We start from the raw sequence: 17,790 nt of genomic DNA on the forward strand, positions 1-17,790 counted from the left end.
GCCTGGTCGGGGAGCAGGAAGGCGTCCCGAGGCCGTTCGGGCGGCCGCCGTCGACGGTGAAGAAGGTGTCCTTGCCCTGGCAGGTGGTGACGAGCGTCCCGTCGGCGACCCAGCGGGCCTGCCCGAGACCGGACGCCTGCCTGCCGTCCTTCCGGGTCAGGGCGGTGGTTCGCGGCCCGATCGTGATCACGAAGACCTCTGCCCGGCCGTCGTGCCGCGGATCGCCGCCGACCGTGCCGGACCAGATCGGCCGAACGCGGTGGTGGCCTGTTGCGGCATCCGCCAACGGGCCTCGGGGTTCTTCGCCGGGGCGAACCCGGGCAGCCCGCCGAGGTCGGACCGATCCGGGTCGGTCGCGGCACCCACGGGCGACAGGCCTTTCGGCGCCGGCAGCTCCCGGGCCGCGCGGGAGCGTGCCCTGCCGCGCCGTTGGCGAAGTGGCCTCGTTGCCTACCCGCCGCGAAGGGGCGCCGTGCGCCGGAGGTGCGGGGGGCCGGCCGGGGCACCCCTGCCTCCGGGCACCCGCGCGTGCTCGGGAGTCCTCTCCGCAGGGGGCGGTCAGAACTCGTGGTCGTACACCACGGTCACCGGAGCGTGATCGCTCCATCGCTCGGCATGGGTGTCGGCCCGTTCGACGTAGGCCTCGATGGCCTTCGCGGCGAGGCCGGGAGTCGTGCACTGGAGGTCGATGCGCCAGCCGGAGTCGTTGTCGAAGGCGCGGCCGCGGTAGGACCACCAGGTGTAGGGGCCGGTGCGGTCGGGGTGGAGGGCGCGGACGACGTCGACGTAGGCGGCTTCGGCGTAGACGCGGGAGAGCCAGGCGCGTTCTTCGGGGAGGAAGCCGGCGGACTTCTGGTTGGCCTTCCAGTTCTTGAGGTCTTCGGGGCGGTGGGCGATGTTCCAGTCGCCGCAGACGACGACTTCGCGGCCGTCGGCGGCGGCTCGGGTGCGCAGGGCGGTGAGGTGGTCGAGGAATTCCGCCATGAAGCGTTCCTTCTCGTCCTGGCGGTCGGTGCCGGCCTCGCCGGAGGGGAGGTAGAGGCTGGCGACCGTCAGGCCGGGCAGGTCGATTTCCAGGTACCTGCCCGATTTGTCGAATTCCTCCGACCCGAATCCGATGACGGTGCGCTGTGGCTCCGTGCGGGACAGGATGGCGACGCCGGCGCGGCCCTTGGCGACGGAGGGGGCCCAGACCGTGTGCCAGCCGTCCAGGTCGCGCAGTTCGACGGGCAGTTGCTCGGGTTCGGAGCGCACCTCCTGGAGGCAGATCACGTCCGCCTGGGTGCCGGCCAGCCATTCGATGAAGCCCTTCTTGGCTGCGGCCCGGATTCCGTTCACGTTCACACTCGTCACCACGATCACCCGGGCAGCCTACCGACTGGCCGTACCCGGCCCGAATCGTGACGCGCGGCAGCCCGGTGGGTGGGCCGGATGTCGGCAGTTGCTGACACGAACTGACACGAACTGACGTGAGCTGACATGGGCTGACATGGGCTGATGCAAGCTGACGTGAACGCGGCATGAAGATGTGCGACAGTCGCATCACGCCTCCGCATTGGTCTTGACCATCTCCGGACGCAGCCCCTAGGGTCGCTTACTGCAAGGACCTTTAATAAAGAAGGACGGATAAAGGCTCGCTCTCCCACCTGCCGCAACAGCGGGCAGCGGGCCCGGATCCGCCCTCCTTGGCGCAGGGCGGACGGACACAGGTGGAGGACGCGGTGGGAACGACTGGACAGCTTTCTGCGGTGCCGGAGCCGAAGTACTGGCACCTGCGCACGGTGCTGCTGCGGGCCATCGACTCGGAGTTCTCCATCGGTCAGATCCTGCCCAACGAGCGTGAGCTGGCCGCCCGCTTCGGCGTGGCCCGGGCGACGCTGCGCCAGGCGCTCGACCAGCTGGAGCTGGAGGGCCGCCTGGTGCGCCGCCGGGGGATCGGCACGCTGATCGCGGCCCCGCGCGTGGGTGTCCCGGTCAACCGGCAGGAGGAGGGCTGGCCCGGGGTCGGCCGCAGCCAGGCCTGGCGGACGGTCGACTGCACCACCGCCCCCGCCTCCGCGCAGCTGGCGACGGGCCTGGGCATCGCCGAGGGCGCCACCGTGCACACCGTCCGCCGGGTTCGCCTGGTGGAGGGCCGCGCGATGGCCACCGAGTCGCTGCACGTCCCGGCCGCCGCCCTGCCGCACCTGCCCGGCTTCCGTGCCGAGAGCGACCGTGCCCGCTCGGTGCTGCGCCAGCTGGAGCGACTGGAGGTGGACGGCGAGTCGCGCGCGGTCGAGCTCGGCGTCGCCGAGGCCGAGGAGGCCGCCCTGCTGGAGCGCCCGCCCGGCTCCCCGGTGCTGGTCATGACCACCCAGTACGTCTCCACCGGACGTCTGGTGGCGCTCGCCGTCTCCACCTACCGTGCGGACACCTGCAAGCTGACGTTCGGCGAGACCGGCCTGGTCGAGGTCACCCCGGCCGTCCCGGTCGCCGCGACGGCGGAGGTCCGCACCGCCTCCTGAACCGCCTCCCGCAAACCCTCGGGCCGAGGCCCGGTCGCCCAAGTGGCGTCCGGGCCTCTGCCGTTGGCCGCGGTGGGCGTGGCGACCGTCCGCCGCGGCCGTCGTCGGCCGGCCGGTCCCCGCCGTCGCGCGGTCAGGTCCGCGGCGGGTCGACCGCGAAGAGCTGGTCCTCGACGTGGTCCAGGGCCACGCGCAGGGCGCCCATCGCCACCACCTCCGATCCGAGGGCCGCCAGGGCGACCTCGGGGGCGCGCAGGGTGAACTGGGCGAGGCGTTCGCGCAGCGGACCGAGGACGCCGTCGAGGCCGGCCGCCCAGCCGCCGATGACCACCAGTTGCGGGTCGATGGCCAGGACGAGCGCGGCGACGCCCTGGACGAGGCGGGTGAGGAAGCGGTCCATGGCGACCTTGGCGACCTCGTCGCCCTCCCGGGCCAGGCGCAGGACGCGGGCGACGGCGGCCTCGTCCAGGGGGTTGAGCGGCTTGCCGGTGGTGGACAGCAGACGCTCGGGGGTGACTTCCTGGCCGAGCAGGTGCAGGGCACCGATCTCGCCGGCCGCGCCGCCGTAGCCGCGGTGCAGCTTGCCGTTGATGAGGGAGCCGGCGCCGGGGCTGAGGCCGGCCATCACGAAGACGACGTCGTCGGCGCCGACCGCCGAGCCCTGCCAGTGCTCGGCGATGGCGGCGAGGTTGGCGTCGTTCTCGATGAGGACCGGGCAGCGGAACGAGCGCCGGAGCCGGGCGCCGAGGTCGAGGCCGGTCCAGCCGGGCATCGCGGTGCCGAGTTGCACGGTGCCCTCGCGGTCCACGATGCCGGGGGTGCCGATGCCGACGGACCACAGGTTGTCGCGGGAGACGCCGGCCTTGCGCAGCACCTCGGCGACGGCGGTACGGACGGCGGTGAGCCGGTCCTCGGCGTCCAGGGTCTCGTCGACGGGCTTGAAGTGACTGCCCACCACCTCGCCGGTGAGGTCGGCCAGGATGACGCGGATGTCGTGCACGCCGATCTCGATGCCGAGGATGTGCCCGGCCTCGGCGCGGAAGCGGAACCAGCGGGCCGGGCGGCCCCGGCGGCCGGGCCCGGGTTGCCCGTCCTCCTTCGGCTGCTCGACCTCGGCGACCAGCCCGGTCTCGACCAGGCCCTCGATCACGCCCTCGACGGTCGGGCGGGAGAGCCCCGTCTCGCCGACGAGCTGAGTGAGGGTCACGGAGTGGCCGTTCCGCAGCGCCCGGAGCGTGACCGCCGCGTTGATCCGCCGCAGCAGCGAGGAGTCTCCTCCGGTGAGCCGATCCGCCAATGCGATGCCCTTCGCCGTTCGCGCGACTGCCCTGGCGCGCGGTGTCGAGTGCGCGGTGCCCACCGAGTGGCCCGCGGGGGTGCACCCCCGGAACGCGTCAGGGCGGCGGGGGCCACCTGCGCGGGGGCCGGAGGACATGCGGAGCCTACCCGGGCACGGGGCGGGGCGGCGAGGATCCTTGCAGCTCATCCGGGCTTCGGTATCGAAATGGTACGGATCGGGTTGCGGCGCGTGACCCGGGCTTCACCGGGCGTCCACGGACGGGTCCGCCGTGGGGCCGACCGGGCCGACCGGGCCTGCCGGGCCTGCCAGGACTCGAGGCCGGCCCGGGTGCTGTCCGGCGCCTGGTTCGGGTCAGGCCCGGTTCACTCCGGCTCCGGTTCACTCCAGCCCCCGGTTCAGTCCAGCCGCCGGCTCACTCCGACCCCCGGTTCCATCCGCCCCCCGGCTCAGTCCACCCGGGCCGCGAACAGCCGTTGCCCCAGCAGCCCCATCGGGTGCCCGTCCTCCGGCAGCGTCAGGACGGTCGGGCAGCCCGCCGCGGCGAGGGCGTCCCGCCAGTGCTCCGTCGGCCGGGCGGGCAGGGCCCGGCCGTCGCCGGTGACGAGGAGGTCGAGCTGTTCGGCGGTGGGTGCGAGCAGGAGCAGCCGGCCGCCGGGGGCGAGCAGCCGGACCAGCGCCGGGACGGCTTCTTCGGGTGGGGCGGTCGCGGTGGCGACGATCAGGTCGTAGCGGCCGCCGTCGGGGCTGAGGTGGTGTTCGGCGTTCGGCCGGGGCCGGGCGGCGAGGGAACGGGCGGCGGCGGTCTCGGTGCCGTCGGGGTCGGGTTCGAGGACGCGTAGCGGCGCGGGGCCGTCGTGCGCTTCGACGGTCCCGCGTATGAGCATGCCGAGGGCGGCGCCGAGGTAGCCGCGGGCGGCGGTCCAGCGGACCGGGGCGGCGCCCGGGCGGGGTGCTTCCTCGCCGGTGATGAGCCGGGGCAGCCGCAGCGCGCCGCGCCGTAGGCGGTCCAGGGCGGCGGCGGGTCCGAGCCCGTCGGCCCAGGCTTCGACGGCGGGGCGCCAGGCTTCCCGGGCTTCGGCGGGGGTGATTGCGGGGCCGCCGTGGAAGACCGCGCCCTGGGCGCCGCCGTCGTGACGGGTGATCATGCCGTGCCGGGCGAGGGCTTCCAGCCAGCGGGCGACGCGGGGGCGCTGGGCGGGGGCGACCATGGCGGTGGCGAGGATCTCGGCCTCGGGGTGCCCGCGGTCGGGGTCGGTGAGGACGCCGTTCTGCTGGAGGGTGAGGAGCAGGGCGTGGAGTACGGCCCGGTCGAGGTGGGTGCCGAAGTCGAGGAGGTGTTCGGCGGTGACGCCGATGCTGTGTTTCCAGGCGGCGGCCGTGGCGGCGTCGGCGTCGGCGCGCAGGCGGCGGTCTGCGGCCTCGGCGTTGCTGTCGGGGGCGCGGACGTGGGCGAGGACGGCGCCGAGTGCGTCGACGGCGGCGTACACGTCGTCCTGGCGGGGTTCGGGGCCGACGTGCAGGACGAGGCGCAGCGCGCTGAGGTCGTGGGTGCTGTGGCCGGGGGTGCGGCTGAGCCGCCAGAGCAGGGCGGAGGGCAGGCTGAGGTGGGTGGTGCCGTTGGCGGCGATGGCGGCGAGCTGCTGCTCGGGTTGCTGCTCGGGGTCGGCGCAGTGGACGGTGCCTCCGGCGAGCAGGGTGGCGAGGGCGAGTTCGACGGCGAGGTCGGTGACGGGGTGCAGCACGGTGTGCCGGATCGGGGGCGGGCCGAGGACGCCGGCCCAGTAGCGCAGTCGTTGTTCGGCGGCGCGGGCGGCGGTGGGGGTGAGGGCGGCGTGCTCGGCGACGCGTTCGGCGAGGGCCCGTGGCAGGGCGCCCGGCGGGGAGGCGCCGAGCAGCAGGCCGGTGCCGCTGATCGCGCGCCCGTCGGCGACGACGGCGGGTCGGTCGCCGCGTTCGCGCAGCGCGCTGACCAGGGCGGGAGTCGTGGGCACGGTGATCACTTCCGGGTGCGGGGGAGAAACCGCACCACTGAACCATGCGGTCGGGCAGCGGGAGGCCGTCGGTGAGTCAAAATTCTGTAATGATTTTCATATCGGACAGCCAAGCGGCCTGGGCGAAGCCCTTGCGAAATGGACGGAACTTCGCATTCCGGAAGCGTGGCGCGATCCCTTGACAGTCGGTGCGGGTACTGGATTACTAGGCCCGAACGCTCCTGACCGAACGATCGGTCGGCAGCTCCGGATCGGCCGACCAGCGAAGGAGCGACGATGACCGGCAGCGCACCCGCCCCGCGCCGACACCTCGGGGAGCCGATCCCGCCCGCGCTCCTGGACGCCGGTGAGCGCATGGGCCCGGACGAGCTGCGTGCCCACCAGCTCGCCCGGCTGCAGGCCACCCTGCGGCACGCGTACGACAACGTCGAGCTCTACCGCCGCAAGTTCGACGCGGCCGGCGTCCGTCCCGAGGACTGCCGGGCTCTGGCGGACCTCGCCCGCTTCCCCTTCACCACCAAGGCCGACCTGCGCGAGGGCTACCCGTTCGGCATGTTCGCCGTCCCGATGGAGCAGGTCCGCCGGATCCACGCCTCCAGCGGCACCACCGGTCAGCCGACCGTGGTCGGCTACACCGACCGCGACCTCTCCATGTGGGCCGACGTCGTTGCCCGCTCGATCCGCGCGGCCGGCGGCCGGCCCGGCCACAAGGTGCACATCGCCTACGGCTACGGGCTGTTCACCGGCGGCCTCGGTGCGCACTACGGCGCCGAGCGGGCCGGCTGCACCGTCATCCCCGCCTCCGGCGGCATGACCGCCCGGCAGGTGCGGCTGATCCTGGACTTCGAGCCCGAGATCATCATGGTCACGCCGTCCTACCTGCTCACCATCCTGGACGAGTTCGAGAAGCAGGGCGTCGACCCGCGCAGCACCTCGCTCAAGGTGGGCATCTTCGGGGCCGAGCCGTGGACGGAGGAGATGCGGCGCGAGATCGAGGAGCGGCTCGACCTGCACGCCGTCGACATCTACGGCCTCTCCGAGGTGGTCGGTCCGGGCATCGCGCAGGAGTGCGTGGAGACCAAGGACGGCCTGCACATCTGGGAGGACCACTTCTACCCGGAGGTCGTCGACCCCTTCACCGACGAGGTGCTGCCCGAGGGCGAGGGCGGCGAACTGGTCTTCACCTCGCTCACCAAGGAGGCCCTGCCGATCGTCCGTTACCGCACCCGCGACCTCAGCCGCCTGCTGCCCGGCACGGCGCGGCCGGCGTTCCGGCGGATGGAGAAGGTCGCCGGGCGCAGCGACGACATGATCATCCTGCGCGGGGTGAACCTCTTCCCCACCCAGGTCGAGGAGATCCTGCTGCGCACCCCGGGCGTCGCGCCGCACTTCCAGTTGCGGCTCACCCGGGAGGGCCGGCTGGACCGGATGACCGTCCGGGTCGAGGCCCGGCCGGAGGCGTCGGCCGGGCAGCGGGCGGCAGCGCGGGAGGCGATCGTCCGTGCGGTGAAGGACGGGATCGGGGTGACGGTCGCGGCCGAGGTGGTCGAGCCGTACACCCTGGAGCGCTCGGTCGGGAAGATCAAGCGGGTGGTGGACGAGCGGGGCTGAGCCGCCGCGCGGAAGGCCGGCGCGCGAGGGCGGACACCGGCGCAGGAGGAAGGGCCGGGGCCGGGGGAGGTCGGAGGCGCGCGGCTGTCCGGGGGGTGATGCCGCGCACCTCCGACGTCTACAGAACTGTAGACGAACGGCGCGCGGGCCGTCCAGCCTGACGGCGAGCGGGCGGCGGCCTGCCTCCGTTCGGCGCAGCCGGGATCGTGCGGACGGCCGGAGCTGCGCAGACTCGGATGCGTGGGGGCGGACTCGACAGGAGAGGCATCCTCATGAGCATCCGGCTTCGCCGCGCCCTCGCGGTCGCCGCAGTGGTCACCCTCGGTCTCGGCGCCGCGTCCTGCGGCAGCGCCAAGCAGTCCTCCGGTGGCGGGTCCTCCGGCGGCTCCTCCGGCGGCGCGAGCGCGAGCGGCAGTGTCGCCGTGGGTGCCGTCCGGATCGGTCTGCTGCTGCCGGAGACCAAGACCACCCGCTACGAGCAGTTCGACCGCCCGCTGATCGAGCAGAAGATCAAGGCGCTCGCGCCGGACGCGCAGATCGACTACTACAACGCCAACCAGGACGCGACGACCCAGCAGACCCAGGTGGACACCGCCCTCACCAAGGGCGACAAGGTACTGATCCTGGACGCGGTGGACGCCAAGTCGATCCAGTCCTCCGTGCAGAAGGCCCATGACGCCGGTGTCAAGGTGCTCGCCTACGACCGGCTCGCCCAGGGGCCGGTCGACGCGTACGTGTCCTTCGACAACCACAAGGTCGGCGAGCTGCAGGGCCAGGCCCTGGTGGCGGCGGTGGGCGGCAAGGCGAGCGCCGGCTCGATCATCATGATCAACGGCTCGCCGACCGACCCCAACGCGGCCGACTTCAAGGCCGGCGCGCACAGCGCGATGGACGGCAAGCTGAAGATCGGCAAGGAGTACGACACCCCGCAGTGGGATCCGAACCAGGCCAACCAGGAGGCCGCGGCGGCCATCACCGCGATCGGCGCCAACAACGTGGTCGGCGTCTACTCCGCGAACGACGGCATGGCCGCCGGTATCGCCACCGCCCTCAAGGCGTCCGGCCTGAGCGTCCCGCTCACCGGGCAGGACGCCCAACTCGACGCCATCCAGCGGATCCTGGCCGGCACGCAGACCATGACGATCTACAAGCCGTTCAAGCCGGAGGCCGACATCGCGGGCCAGATGGCCGTCGCGCTGGCCGCCGGCAAGACCCTCGACTCCACCCTCGCGCCGACGACGGTGACCAACGGCAGCGGCAACAAGGTGCCGGCCAACCTGATCACCCCGATCGTCGTCACCAAGGACAACGTCAAGGACACGGTGGTCAAGGACGGCCTCTACACCGTCGACCAGATCTGCACGCCGGACTACGCCGCCGCCTGCAAGTCCGCCGGCCTCCAGTAGCCGACGTCCCCCCTCGAACCCGAACAGGCCCCGCCTCCACGACGGAGGTGGGGCAAGGGAGTTGGTCACTGTGGCAGGTGAGACCGTACTGGCCCTGCGCGGGGTCTCCAAACGGTTCGGCGCCGTCCAGGCGCTCACCGACATCGAACTGGAGGTGCACCGCGGCGAGGTGGTGGCCCTGGTCGGCGACAACGGCGCCGGAAAGTCCACCCTGGTCAAGGCGATCGCCGGGGTGCACCAGCCCGACGACGGCGTCATCGAGTGGCAGGGCCGCGCGGTGAGCATCCACCGGCCCCAGGACGCCCAGCAGTTGGGCATCGCCACCGTCTACCAGGACCTCGCGCTCTGCGACAACCTCGACGTGGTCGGGAACCTCTTCCTCGGCCGCGAGATCCGCCGCTTCACCATCCTCGACGAGGTCGCGATGGAGAAGCGCTCCCGGGAGCTGCTGGACACCCTGTCCATCCGCATCCCCAGCGTGCGGATCCCGGTCGCCTCGCTCTCCGGCGGCCAGCGCCAGGTCGTCGCGATCGCCCGCGCCCTGATCGGCTCGCCCAAGGTCGTGATGCTGGACGAGCCGACCGCCGCCCTGGGCGTCGAACAGACCGCCCAGGTGCTCGACCTGGTCGAGCGACTGCGCGAGCAGGACCACGGCGTGATCCTCATCAGCCACAACATGGCGGACGTGATGGCCGTCGCGGACACCGTCGCGGTGCTGCGCCTCGGACGCAACAACGGCGTCTTCGACAGGCGCTACACCAACCAGGAAGAGATCATCTCGGCCATCACCGGTGCCACGGACAACGCCGTGACCCGCCGGAAGGCCCGCGGCCAGGAGGGTTCCCAGTGAGCGAGCACAATCCGGGAAGCGCCCCCGGTGGCGAACCCGAGCGCCACCACGTCCCGCTGCCCGAGGACAGCATGCCCCTGGGCGGCGTCAACGCCCCCGTCCCGGTGGCCCCCGAGGCCACCCCCGCGGTCGACCCGCGGCTGATCGTCCGGCAGGAGGGCGTCAAGGGCTACCTGGGCGAGTTCCGCCGCCGGATGAGCAGCGGCGAGCTGGGCTCCCTGCCCGTGGTGCTCGCCCTGATCGTGATCTGGGCGGTGTTCGGGAGCCTGAACAGCAGCTTCCTGTCCGCCCAGAACCTCTCCAACCTGTCCCAGCAGATCGTCGGCACCGGGATGATCGCGATCGGCGTGGTCTTCGTGCTGCTGCTCGGCGAGATCGACCTGTCGGTCGGCTCGGTCAGCGGCCTGTGCGCGGCGATCTTCGCCGTCCTGAACGTCACCAACGGCGTGAACCAGTGGGTCGCGATGATCACCGCCATCGTCGGCGGGGCGGTCGTCGGCGCGATCCAGGGCGTCTTCTTCGCCAAGGTCGGCGTGCCGGCCTTCGTGGTCACGCTGGCCGGCAACCTCGGCTGGAACGGCCTGATGCTGCAGATCCTCGGCAGCAACGGCACCGTCAACCTGTCCGGCAAGGACATCGTCTCCAAGCTCTACAGCACCATCTTCGGCCAGCAGATCGCCGCGTACGGCGTGGCGGCGGTCGGAGTCCTGCTGTTCCTGTTCGCGTCGCTGGTCGACGCCCGCCGGCGCCAGGGCGCGGGCGTCCCGTCCCGGCCGGCCACCGACATCGTGCTGCGCACCGTCCTGCTGGCCGTCGTCGCCTTCCTCGTCGCCTACACGCTCAACCAGTACAAGGGGCTGCCGCTCGCCCTGCTGGTCTTCCTGATCTTCATCGTCGTGCTGGACTTCGTCCTGCGCCGCACCTCCTACGGCCGGCAGGTGTTCGCGCTCGGCGGCAACATCGAGGGCGCCCGGCGCGCGGGCATCAACGTTGCCATGATCCGGATCAGCGTCTTCACCATCTGCTCCACCATGGCGGCCGTCGGCGGCCTCTTCCTGGCCGCGCAGATCCAGTCGGCCAGCCAGACCTCCGGTGGCGGGAACCTGCTGATGAACGCCATCGCGGCGGCCGTCATCGGCGGCACCAGCCTCTTCGGCGGGCGCGGCAAGACCTGGTCCGCGTTGCTCGGTGCGCTGGTGATCGGCTCGATCCAGTCCGGGATGAACATCGAGGGCCTCAGCAACGCCATCCAGTTCATGATCACCGGTGCGGTGCTGCTGGCCGCCGTCGTGATCGACTCCCTGGCCCGCCGCACCCAGAAGGCCGCCGGCCGGGCCTGAGCGCCACCGGCCTGGCTCTATGCTGCGGAGCATGCCGAGCGAGCTGCGTACTCTTCAGCCGGCCGAGGACCTCGCCTTCATCCGGCGCGAGACCGAGCTGAAACCCGTCCCCTTCGTACCCGAGATCAACCTGCACATGGCCGAGGACGCCATCGCCCTCTGGGAGACCACCGAGCGGGCCCGCGGGCAGGCCGGACTGCCGCCGCCGTTCTGGGCCTTCGCCTGGGCGGGCGGCGTGGCCGTCGCCCGCTACGTGCTCGACCACCCCGAACTGGTCGCGGGCCGTACCGTGCTGGACGTCGCCGCGGGGTCGGGGCTGGTCGGCGTCGCCGCCGCGCTGCGCGGCGCCGCCTCGGTGCGCGCCGCCGAGATCGACGCCTACGCGGTCGCCGCGATCGGCCTCAACGCCGAGGACAACGGCGTCCGGGTGGAAGGCGCCCTGGTGGACCTGGTGGACGGCGACGGCGCCCCCGCGGAGGTCGTCCTCGCCGGCGACGTCTTCTACGAGCGGGCCATGGCCGCCCGCTTCCTGCCCTTCCTGGAGCGGGCCGCCGCGCGCGGCGCCACCGTCGTCGTCGGCGACCCGGGCCGCGCCTACCTGCCCCGGGACCGGTTCACGGCGGTGGCGGCGTACCAGGTGCCGGTCGTCGCGGACCTGGAGGACACGGCGGTGAAGACGACGACGGTGTGGCGACTCGGCTGACGGTCCATCAGGGGAGACCCCGGGGTAGTGGGAGGCATGAGGGTAAGGGGAGGTGCGGGGGTAAAGGGGTGGCAAACGCTGACGCAAGATCATGTCATGATGGTTACCGACCGGTAATCCACTGATGGCCGGTCAGTGAACTGTGCACCACCGTAAGGAGTCACCCATGCGTCGACGCATCCCCGCCCTCGTCCTCACCGCCGCCCTGGCCGGCGGCGCCCTGGCGACGGTCGCCCAGGTCGCCACCGCTCAGCCGGCGGCCGCCGCCTCGATCACCGTTGACCTCAACCAGATGCGCCAGCAGGTCTACGAGCTGCGTCAGAAGGCCGCCCGCCTGGACCGCGAGGGCGAGCGGGACGCCGCGCGCAGGGCCCGGGCCCAGGCCGACGCGCTGCAGCACCGGATCGACCAGATCGAGAAGGCCGAGCGCGACTCCTCCCGCCACTTCTGACGGTCGCCGTCCCCCGTGGCCGCCGTCTCTGACGGCCGTCGCGCGATCCGACGCCGCCCGCTCCGCCCGTCGCCGGGCCGGGGCGGGCGGCGCCGTCGTTCCCGGAGCGTGGAATTCCCGGCGGCACCACGGAGCCGGCTGGTAGACAGGGCCGCATGACCGACCGGATCGCGCTGCGCGCCGCCACCCCCGACGACATCCCCGCCCTGCTCGCCCTCTGGGCCCGGGCCGCCAAGGGCGCCAGCATCACGGACGACGAGGCGGGCGTCGCCGCGCTGCTCGCCCGGGACGGGCAGTGCCTGATCGTCGCCACCCCGGCGGAGGACCCGGCGGCCCTGCTCGGCACCGTGATCGCCGGCTGGGACGGCTGGCGCTGCCACCTCTACCGCCTCGCCGTCGACCCCGAGCACCGCCGTCGGGGCATCGGGGCCGCCCTGTTGGCGGCCGCCGAGGAGCGCTTCGCCGCCCTCGGCGGCCGGCGGGCCGACGCCATGGTGCTCGACGACAACGCCCTGGGGCACCGCACCTGGCAGGCCGCCGGGTACCGGCCTGAGCCGCAGTGGAGCCGCTGGGTCAAGCCGTTGGAGCGCTGAACGGCCGTGCGCGGCGGCCCGGGCGCCGCGCACCGGGTGGCTAGCCGCGCAGGCGCGCCAGCCAGGCCTCGACCTCGTCGGAGCGGCGGGGGAGGGCGGCCGAGAGGTTCTCGTTGCCGTCGGCGGTGACCAGGATGTCGTCCTCGATCCGCACCCCGATGCCGCGGTACTCCTCCGGTACCGTCAGGTCGTTCTGCTGGAAGTAGACACCCGGCTCGACGGTGAGCACCATGCCCGGCTTCAGCGGGCCGTCCACGTGGATCTCGGTGAGCGAGTGGGCGCAGTCGTGGACGTCGATGCCGAGCATGTGGCCGGTCCCGGCGAGCGTGAAGCGGCGGTGCAGGCCCAGCTCGTACACCTTGTCGGCGCTCAGGTCGCCGAACAAGCCCCAGGCGGTGAGGTGTTCGGCGAGTTCGCGCTGGGCGGCGCGGTGGAAGTCGCGGAAGTCGGCGCCCGGCCTCACCGCGGCGATGCCGGCCTCCTGGGCCGCGAACACCGCGTCGTAGACCTTGCGTTGCAGCTCGGTGAAGCGGCCGCTGACCGGCAGGGTGCGGGTCACGTCGGCGGTGTAGAGCTCGTCGGTCTCCACGCCCGCGTCGAGCAGCAGCAGGTCGCCGGGCTCGGCGTGGCCGTCGTTGCGCACCCAGTGCAGGGTCGTGGCGTGCGGGCCGGCCGCGGCGATGGTGCCGTACCCGACGTCGTTGCCCTCGATCCGGGCGCGGACGAAGAACGTGCCCTCGATCAGCCGCTCGGGCGTGCGGGAGTCGGTGCCGAGGACGCGCACCACGTCCTCGAAGCCGCGGGCGGTGGCCTCGCAGGCGAAGCGCAGCTCGGCGATCTCGAACTCGTCCTTGACCAGGCGCAGTCCGGACAGGAAGACCTCGAACTCGGCGTCCCGCTCGGCGACGGCCCTGCCCCGGAGGGCCTGCTCCACGCCCGCGTCATGGCGGCGCAGCACGCGGACGGGGCCGGCGGCGGCGCGCAGGTCGGCGTGGACGGTCCGCACGTCCCGGCAGGGCAGGCCGAGCAGCCGCTCGCTCTCGGTCAGGCTGTTGCGGCGGCCGTCCCACAGCTCGCCGTGGTTGTCCAGCCAGAACTCGCCGTTGTCGGTCCGGGAGCGGTCGCGCAGGTACAGCACGGCGGTGTGGCCGGTGTCGCCGGTGGGCTCCAGCACCAGCACGCCGTCCTGGGACCGGTCGCCGGTCAGGTAGACGTAGTCGGAGGACGGCCGGAACGGGTAGTCCGTGTCGTTGGCCCGCACCTTGGGGTTGCCGGACGGGACCACCAGCAGCTCGCCGGGGTAGGCGGCGGACAGTTCGGCACGGCGCCGGGCGGTGTGCGCGGCCTGCGGGATCGGTTCCAGGGCGGTGCGCTCGGTGTCGGCCCAGCCCTGCTTCATGTTCTCGGCGAGCTCGTCCGTCACGCCGCGGGTGAGGCCGTTCTTCCGGTACTTGATGGTCTCGGCGGGCTCGGTCACTACGGTCTCCTGGTGAGGGTGGTGGATGCGAGGTGTTTCGCTACGCTGCCCCGTCCGACGGCATGCGCCCCGTACGGTATATCGAACGGTGCCGGGAGAGAAGAGGTCGAGCGTGAACGACGCCGGAGAGTCCGCCGGGGGCGAGGAGTCCGTCCGGGGTGTCCTCGCCGCCAACCTGAAGCGGATCCGGGCCGAGCACGGACTGTCGCTGTCCGAGCTGTCGCGGCGGGCCGGCATCGGCAAGGCGACGCTCTCCCAACTGGAGTCCGGCGCCGGCAACCCGACCCTGGAGACCGTGCTCGGGCTCTCCCGGGTGCTCGGCGTACCGATCTCCGACCTGGTGGAGGGCCGGCCGGCCGACGAGGTGACGGTGGTCCGGGCAGCCGAGACCGAGGTGCTGAGCGGCCGGGGCGTCGACCTGCGCCCGCTGCGCCGGATCGAGTCCGGGGGCGTGGTGTTCGAGATCTACGACCAGCTGGTGCGCACCGACGGCACCCAGATCTCCGGCGGCCACGCCGGCACCGAGCACACCGTCGTCCAGGCCGGCCGACTGCGCGTCAGGGCCGGCCGCCGCGAGGTCGAACTCGGCCCCGGCGACTACGTCGGCTTCGACGCCTCGCTGCCGCACTCCTACACCGCCGTGGGAGGCGAGCCGGTCCGCTCGGTGCTGTTCCTGCAGTACCGGGCGGAGCGGCGGCTGCACCTCGCGGACCCGGAGGACGCGGCGGACGAGGCGGCGGGCGAGTCCGCGCGGCAGTCGGCGCTGGAGGCCGCCGAGCGGCCTGCCCTCGGGCCGTCGCTGGGACGCGCGCACTGAGCCCGGCCGTTCGACTTACCGAACGACCTGCTCGAAGGTCGTGCTCCGGCCCCCACTCCCCTCGTGGTGGGGGCCGGAGCGGGCCTCCGCCGGACCGACCCGAGAGAGCATGCCAATCGCCGTAGCCGGAAGGCCATGCATTAGCCTCTGGGCCTAATGGTCAAGAACGCGCCAGGTCAGGGCGGTTGTGGAGAGCCGGAGGAGGGTTCGTGATTGCACTGAGGTTCGGGGTCGCGGACGTCGCGAGGACCCGGTTCGTGATCTCGCCGCTCGACCACCTGATGGCCGGCTCGGCGCGGCTGGGCGTGCACCACAGCGTCGGGTCGCGCAGCGAGCGCTGGTGGCGGGGAGCCCGCCGCCACGTGCCCGACCGGGCCGGGCGCTTCCTCGACGTGGTGAACGCGAGCCCCGTCGGCGTCCCCAACTTCATGGTGGCCGACCTCGACGCCGTCCGGCGGCAGCTGACCGACGAGCTCGACGCGCTCCTCTCCGTCCCGCAGCAGGCCGTCGAGGAGGACGTCGCGATGTTCGGCAGCGGGCCCGAACTCCCGACCGCCCTCGCCCGGTTGCGCGACGACGGCACCCGGGGCCTGCGCGAGGTCAGTGACGGCGCCTGGGCACTGTTCCGCTCCTGCCTCGCCCCGGACTGGCCCGACATCCGCCGCGCCCTCGAGACCGACGTCGCCGCCCGGTCCCGCACCGCCGCCCGCTCCGGGATCGGCGCGATGCTCGACTCGCTCCACCCGAAGGCGGTCTGGCGGGACGAGGGGGTGCTGGAGTGCACCGTCGGCGCACTGGAGGGCTCCTTCGACCTGGGCGGCCGGGGCCTGGAACTGCGTCCCAACTACTTCCTCCAGCAGGGCATCGGCCTGCTGGCCGGTCAGGACCGCCAGAGCCTGCTGCTGCACCCGGTCGGGGCCCCGGCCGCCGAACCCACGTCCCGGCCGCCGGCCGCTGACGGCCTCGCCGCCGTCCTCGGCCCCGCCAGGGCACGGGTCCTGCGTGCCATCGCGGGCAGCGCCTGCTCCACCACTGAACTCGCCCAGCGGCTCGGCGTCACCCCGCCCTCCGCCTCCGCCCACGCCGCCGCCCTGCGCGCGGCCGGTCTGATAGGCACCCGGCGCGAGGGCAAACAGGTCCGCCACACCCTCACCGACGTCGGCCACGACCTCCTGCTGGACAACCCGGAACCCCCGGCCGCGGTCTGAACGGAAGTCGGCCAGAGCTGTGCCGGGGCGTCAACCGGGCGGCGCCATCGTCCGTCCCCCGGCGCGAACGGTTCGGGAACGGGGCGTGAACTGTTCCCCCGCCGGGGCTCCCTCCGTGCTGCGCCGTCCACCCCAGCCGTCCGTTCCGGAGCGGGTGCGAACGGCACCGGGCGGTCGGACGTCCACGATGCACCCGAGGCCGAAACGTCCCGCACACGGGCCCCGAGGGCCGCCTTTCACCGGACATCTCCCCGGGCGCCACCAGGGGTTGGCCGGCCCGTCGGACGCCGCCCGAAGGCTCGGGACCGCGCCAAAGCGGTGACCGTCGAAGCGCTGCCGCCCGCCGCCGGTCCGGGCATGATGGGCCGGGACGGGTCGTCGCGGAACGGGCGGAAGCAGAACAGGAGTCGACCGATGAGAAGGCCGATGGCGGAGTTCGGCTGCGCGAAGTGCTACGGCGAGGACGCGCAGGCGGTGTGGCGGGGGCAGCACGATGGCTTCGAGCGCGAGGCCGAGGTGGTCGACGAGTCGCACTTCTCCGTCGACGTCCGGCGTTGCCGGGCGTGCGCGCAGCGGTTCGTCTGGATCTTCAGCGAGTCCGTCGACTGGATGGGCGGCGACGACGCCCAGTACGTGACGGTCATGCCGCTCACCGCCGCCGAAGCGGGTGGCCTGGTCGCCGGCACCCTGCGCCCGCTCGACCTCGGCGCGCTCGGCCGCGACCGCCGCCACCTGGACCACGACTGGCCCACCGGCGGCCCGGCGGGGCTCCGGTGGAACTCGGGGTCGTTCCGGGTCGCCGAAGCCCGCTGACGGCGGCCGAAGCGGCGGCTGAGGCAACGGCGACGGCTCCGACCCAACGCGTGTCTGGCAAGCGGCCGGGCCGGGGCCGTTCGTCGGCGCGGCGGTGACGGTGAGGGTGGAAAGTCCGGTGCATCCGTCCCTGGCGGGCAGGTGAGGCGGATCAGACGATGCCGAACTCGCCGGCGGAGGCAGCGGAGACGAAGGCCGCGAACGCCTCGGGAGAGACGGCGAGATGGACGCCAGGGGTCTTGGTGTCGCCGATGAGGATGAGGTCGTGGGAGGTGCGGAAGTCGGTGGCGATCTGGACGCAGTCGCCCTGGCCCTGAGGGTCGCTGTGAGTCGACTTGAACCAGCGGGCGACAGAGGGGTCGGGGACCGAAGCGTGTGGGGTCATTCCGGGTGCTCCTCCGATGCTCTTTGCAGCCACGCCAACGAATCGTCAGGCGTCAGTGCCTCCGCTCGGAGCGTGTCGTAGACCAGTGCCACATTGGTCACCTGGTCCGGGGCCTCGAGGAGTTGGCCCGACTGGACTCCTTCGAGGTAGGCGACCCGAGGGGCAACGAGGGTGCGTCCATAGCGGGAACGCGGGCTACGAGGGGTCCCGAAGCCCGCGCCGAATCCCGGTCTCCGGCTCTCAGCTTGTTGTTTAACCTCGGAGGTCACCCGACCTGCTGATCTGCGGTTCTTCGCGAGACAGCAGAGGCGGCCGCCCCTCACGCTTCGAGATGTCGAGTA

At 72.9% G+C, this 17,790-nt stretch carries 17 protein-coding genes; 11 read left to right on the plus strand and 6 right to left on the minus strand.

What is annotated here, in order from left to right:
* Positions 1–558: 558 nt before the first annotated feature.
* Positions 559–1,362 (minus strand): exodeoxyribonuclease III, encoded by an 804-nt coding sequence (locus IF30_RS0112390; protein WP_030236251.1) that lies wholly within the window; start codon positions 1,360–1,362, stop codon positions 559–561.
* Positions 1,363–1,721: 359 nt separating this feature from the next.
* Here IF30_RS0112390 and IF30_RS0112395 point away from each other — a divergent pair, with 359 nt between their 5' ends.
* Positions 1,722–2,504 (plus strand): GntR family transcriptional regulator, encoded by a 783-nt coding sequence (locus IF30_RS0112395; RefSeq protein WP_051710030.1) that lies wholly within the window; start codon positions 1,722–1,724, stop codon positions 2,502–2,504.
* A 133-nt stretch (positions 2,505–2,637) separates the two neighbouring features.
* On the opposite strand, the gene IF30_RS0112400 is transcribed toward IF30_RS0112395, so the two are convergent.
* Both IF30_RS0112400 and IF30_RS0112405 read right to left on the minus strand, forming a co-directional pair.
* Positions 2,638–3,801, minus strand: a complete 1,164-nt coding sequence (locus tag IF30_RS0112400; RefSeq protein WP_030236255.1) for an ROK family protein — start codon at positions 3,799–3,801, stop codon at positions 2,638–2,640.
* Positions 3,802–4,250: 449 nt separating this feature from the next.
* A complete protein-coding gene (locus IF30_RS0112405; RefSeq protein WP_158834954.1) occupies positions 4,251–5,795 on the minus strand; it encodes a hypothetical protein in 1,545 nt (514 codons plus the stop codon).
* Between the two features lie 276 nt (positions 5,796–6,071).
* On the opposite strand from IF30_RS0112405, the gene paaK reads away from it, so the two are divergent.
* The 7 genes from paaK (at position 6,072) to IF30_RS0112440 (ending at position 12,749) form a co-directional block, all read left to right on the plus strand.
* On the plus strand, positions 6,072–7,406 hold the full coding sequence (gene paaK, locus IF30_RS0112410) for a phenylacetate--CoA ligase PaaK (RefSeq protein WP_030236258.1): 1,335 nt from the start codon (positions 6,072–6,074) through the stop codon (positions 7,404–7,406).
* Between the two features lie 272 nt (positions 7,407–7,678).
* Positions 7,679–8,812, plus strand: a complete 1,134-nt coding sequence (locus IF30_RS0112415; RefSeq protein WP_030236260.1) for a sugar ABC transporter substrate-binding protein — start codon at positions 7,679–7,681, stop codon at positions 8,810–8,812.
* Between the two features lie 70 nt (positions 8,813–8,882).
* Entirely contained in the window at positions 8,883–9,662 is a 780-nt protein-coding gene (locus tag IF30_RS0112420) for a sugar ABC transporter ATP-binding protein (protein ID WP_030236262.1), read from the plus strand.
* Positions 9,663–9,733: 71 nt separating this feature from the next.
* Positions 9,734–11,002 carry a sugar ABC transporter permease gene (locus IF30_RS0112425; RefSeq protein WP_030236263.1) on the plus strand — a complete coding sequence of 423 codons (1,269 nt, stop codon included), beginning with the start codon at positions 9,734–9,736 and terminating at the stop codon, positions 11,000–11,002.
* A gap of 31 nt (positions 11,003–11,033) precedes the next feature.
* Complete coding sequence (locus IF30_RS50205) at positions 11,034–11,705, plus strand: class I SAM-dependent methyltransferase (RefSeq protein WP_051710033.1); 672 nt, start codon at positions 11,034–11,036, stop codon at positions 11,703–11,705.
* 166 nt (positions 11,706–11,871) lie between these two features.
* Positions 11,872–12,156 (plus strand): hypothetical protein, encoded by a 285-nt coding sequence (locus IF30_RS0112435; RefSeq protein WP_030236266.1) that lies wholly within the window; start codon positions 11,872–11,874, stop codon positions 12,154–12,156.
* A gap of 155 nt (positions 12,157–12,311) precedes the next feature.
* Positions 12,312–12,749 (plus strand): GNAT family N-acetyltransferase, encoded by a 438-nt coding sequence (locus IF30_RS0112440; protein WP_030236268.1) that lies wholly within the window; start codon positions 12,312–12,314, stop codon positions 12,747–12,749.
* Positions 12,750–12,789: 40 nt separating this feature from the next.
* Here IF30_RS0112440 and IF30_RS0112445 read toward each other — a convergent pair whose 3' ends face one another.
* Complete coding sequence (locus IF30_RS0112445; protein ID WP_037899787.1) at positions 12,790–14,226, minus strand: aminopeptidase P family protein; 1,437 nt, start codon at positions 14,224–14,226, stop codon at positions 12,790–12,792.
* A gap of 112 nt (positions 14,227–14,338) precedes the next feature.
* On the opposite strand from IF30_RS0112445, the gene IF30_RS0112450 reads away from it, so the two are divergent.
* The 3 genes from IF30_RS0112450 (at position 14,339) to IF30_RS0112460 (ending at position 17,064) form a co-directional block, all read left to right on the plus strand.
* A complete protein-coding gene (locus IF30_RS0112450) occupies positions 14,339–15,043 on the plus strand; it encodes a helix-turn-helix domain-containing protein (protein WP_051710013.1) in 705 nt (234 codons plus the stop codon).
* Positions 15,044–15,252: 209 nt separating this feature from the next.
* Positions 15,253–16,251, plus strand: coding sequence for an ArsR/SmtB family transcription factor (locus IF30_RS0112455; protein WP_030236276.1), 999 nt, complete (start codon positions 15,253–15,255; stop codon positions 16,249–16,251).
* A 414-nt stretch (positions 16,252–16,665) separates the two neighbouring features.
* Positions 16,666–17,064: a hypothetical protein gene (locus IF30_RS0112460; RefSeq protein ID WP_199807857.1), complete on the plus strand. Its 399-nt coding sequence runs from the start codon at positions 16,666–16,668 to the stop codon at positions 17,062–17,064.
* 151 nt (positions 17,065–17,215) lie between these two features.
* Here the strand turns inward: IF30_RS0112460 and IF30_RS0112465 are convergent, their stop codons facing one another.
* Complete coding sequence (locus tag IF30_RS0112465) at positions 17,216–17,449, minus strand: DUF397 domain-containing protein (protein WP_037899790.1); 234 nt, start codon at positions 17,447–17,449, stop codon at positions 17,216–17,218.
* Positions 17,446–17,772, minus strand: coding sequence for a Scr1 family TA system antitoxin-like transcriptional regulator (locus IF30_RS50780; protein WP_420791138.1), 327 nt, complete (start codon positions 17,770–17,772; stop codon positions 17,446–17,448). Before IF30_RS50780 ends, IF30_RS0112465 begins: the two co-directional genes overlap by 4 nt.
* Positions 17,773–17,790 lie beyond the last annotated feature (18 nt).

The sequence above is a fragment of the Streptomyces sp. NRRL S-350 genome, assembly GCF_000719705.1.
Taxonomy (GTDB): Bacteria; Actinomycetota; Actinomycetes; order Streptomycetales; family Streptomycetaceae; genus Kitasatospora.

Excerpts from the sequence above, each read along its gene's own strand:
- paaK (WP_030236258.1), top strand. The coding sequence starts at position 6,072 with ATGACCGGCAGCGCACCCGCCCCGCGCCGACACCTCGGGGAGCCGATC.
- IF30_RS0112415 (WP_030236260.1), top strand. The coding sequence starts at position 7,679 with ATGAGCATCCGGCTTCGCCGCGCCCTCGCGGTCGCCGCAGTGGTCACC.
- IF30_RS0112425 (WP_030236263.1), top strand. The coding sequence starts at position 9,734 with ATGCCCCTGGGCGGCGTCAACGCCCCCGTCCCGGTGGCCCCCGAGGCC.
- IF30_RS50205 (WP_051710033.1), top strand. The coding sequence starts at position 11,034 with ATGCCGAGCGAGCTGCGTACTCTTCAGCCGGCCGAGGACCTCGCCTTC.
- IF30_RS0112435 (WP_030236266.1), top strand. The coding sequence starts at position 11,872 with ATGCGTCGACGCATCCCCGCCCTCGTCCTCACCGCCGCCCTGGCCGGC.
- IF30_RS0112440 (WP_030236268.1), top strand. The coding sequence starts at position 12,312 with ATGACCGACCGGATCGCGCTGCGCGCCGCCACCCCCGACGACATCCCC.
- IF30_RS0112460 (WP_199807857.1), top strand. The coding sequence starts at position 16,666 with ATGAGAAGGCCGATGGCGGAGTTCGGCTGCGCGAAGTGCTACGGCGAG.
- IF30_RS0112465 (WP_037899790.1), bottom strand. The coding sequence starts at position 17,449 with ATGACCCCACACGCTTCGGTCCCCGACCCCTCTGTCGCCCGCTGGTTC.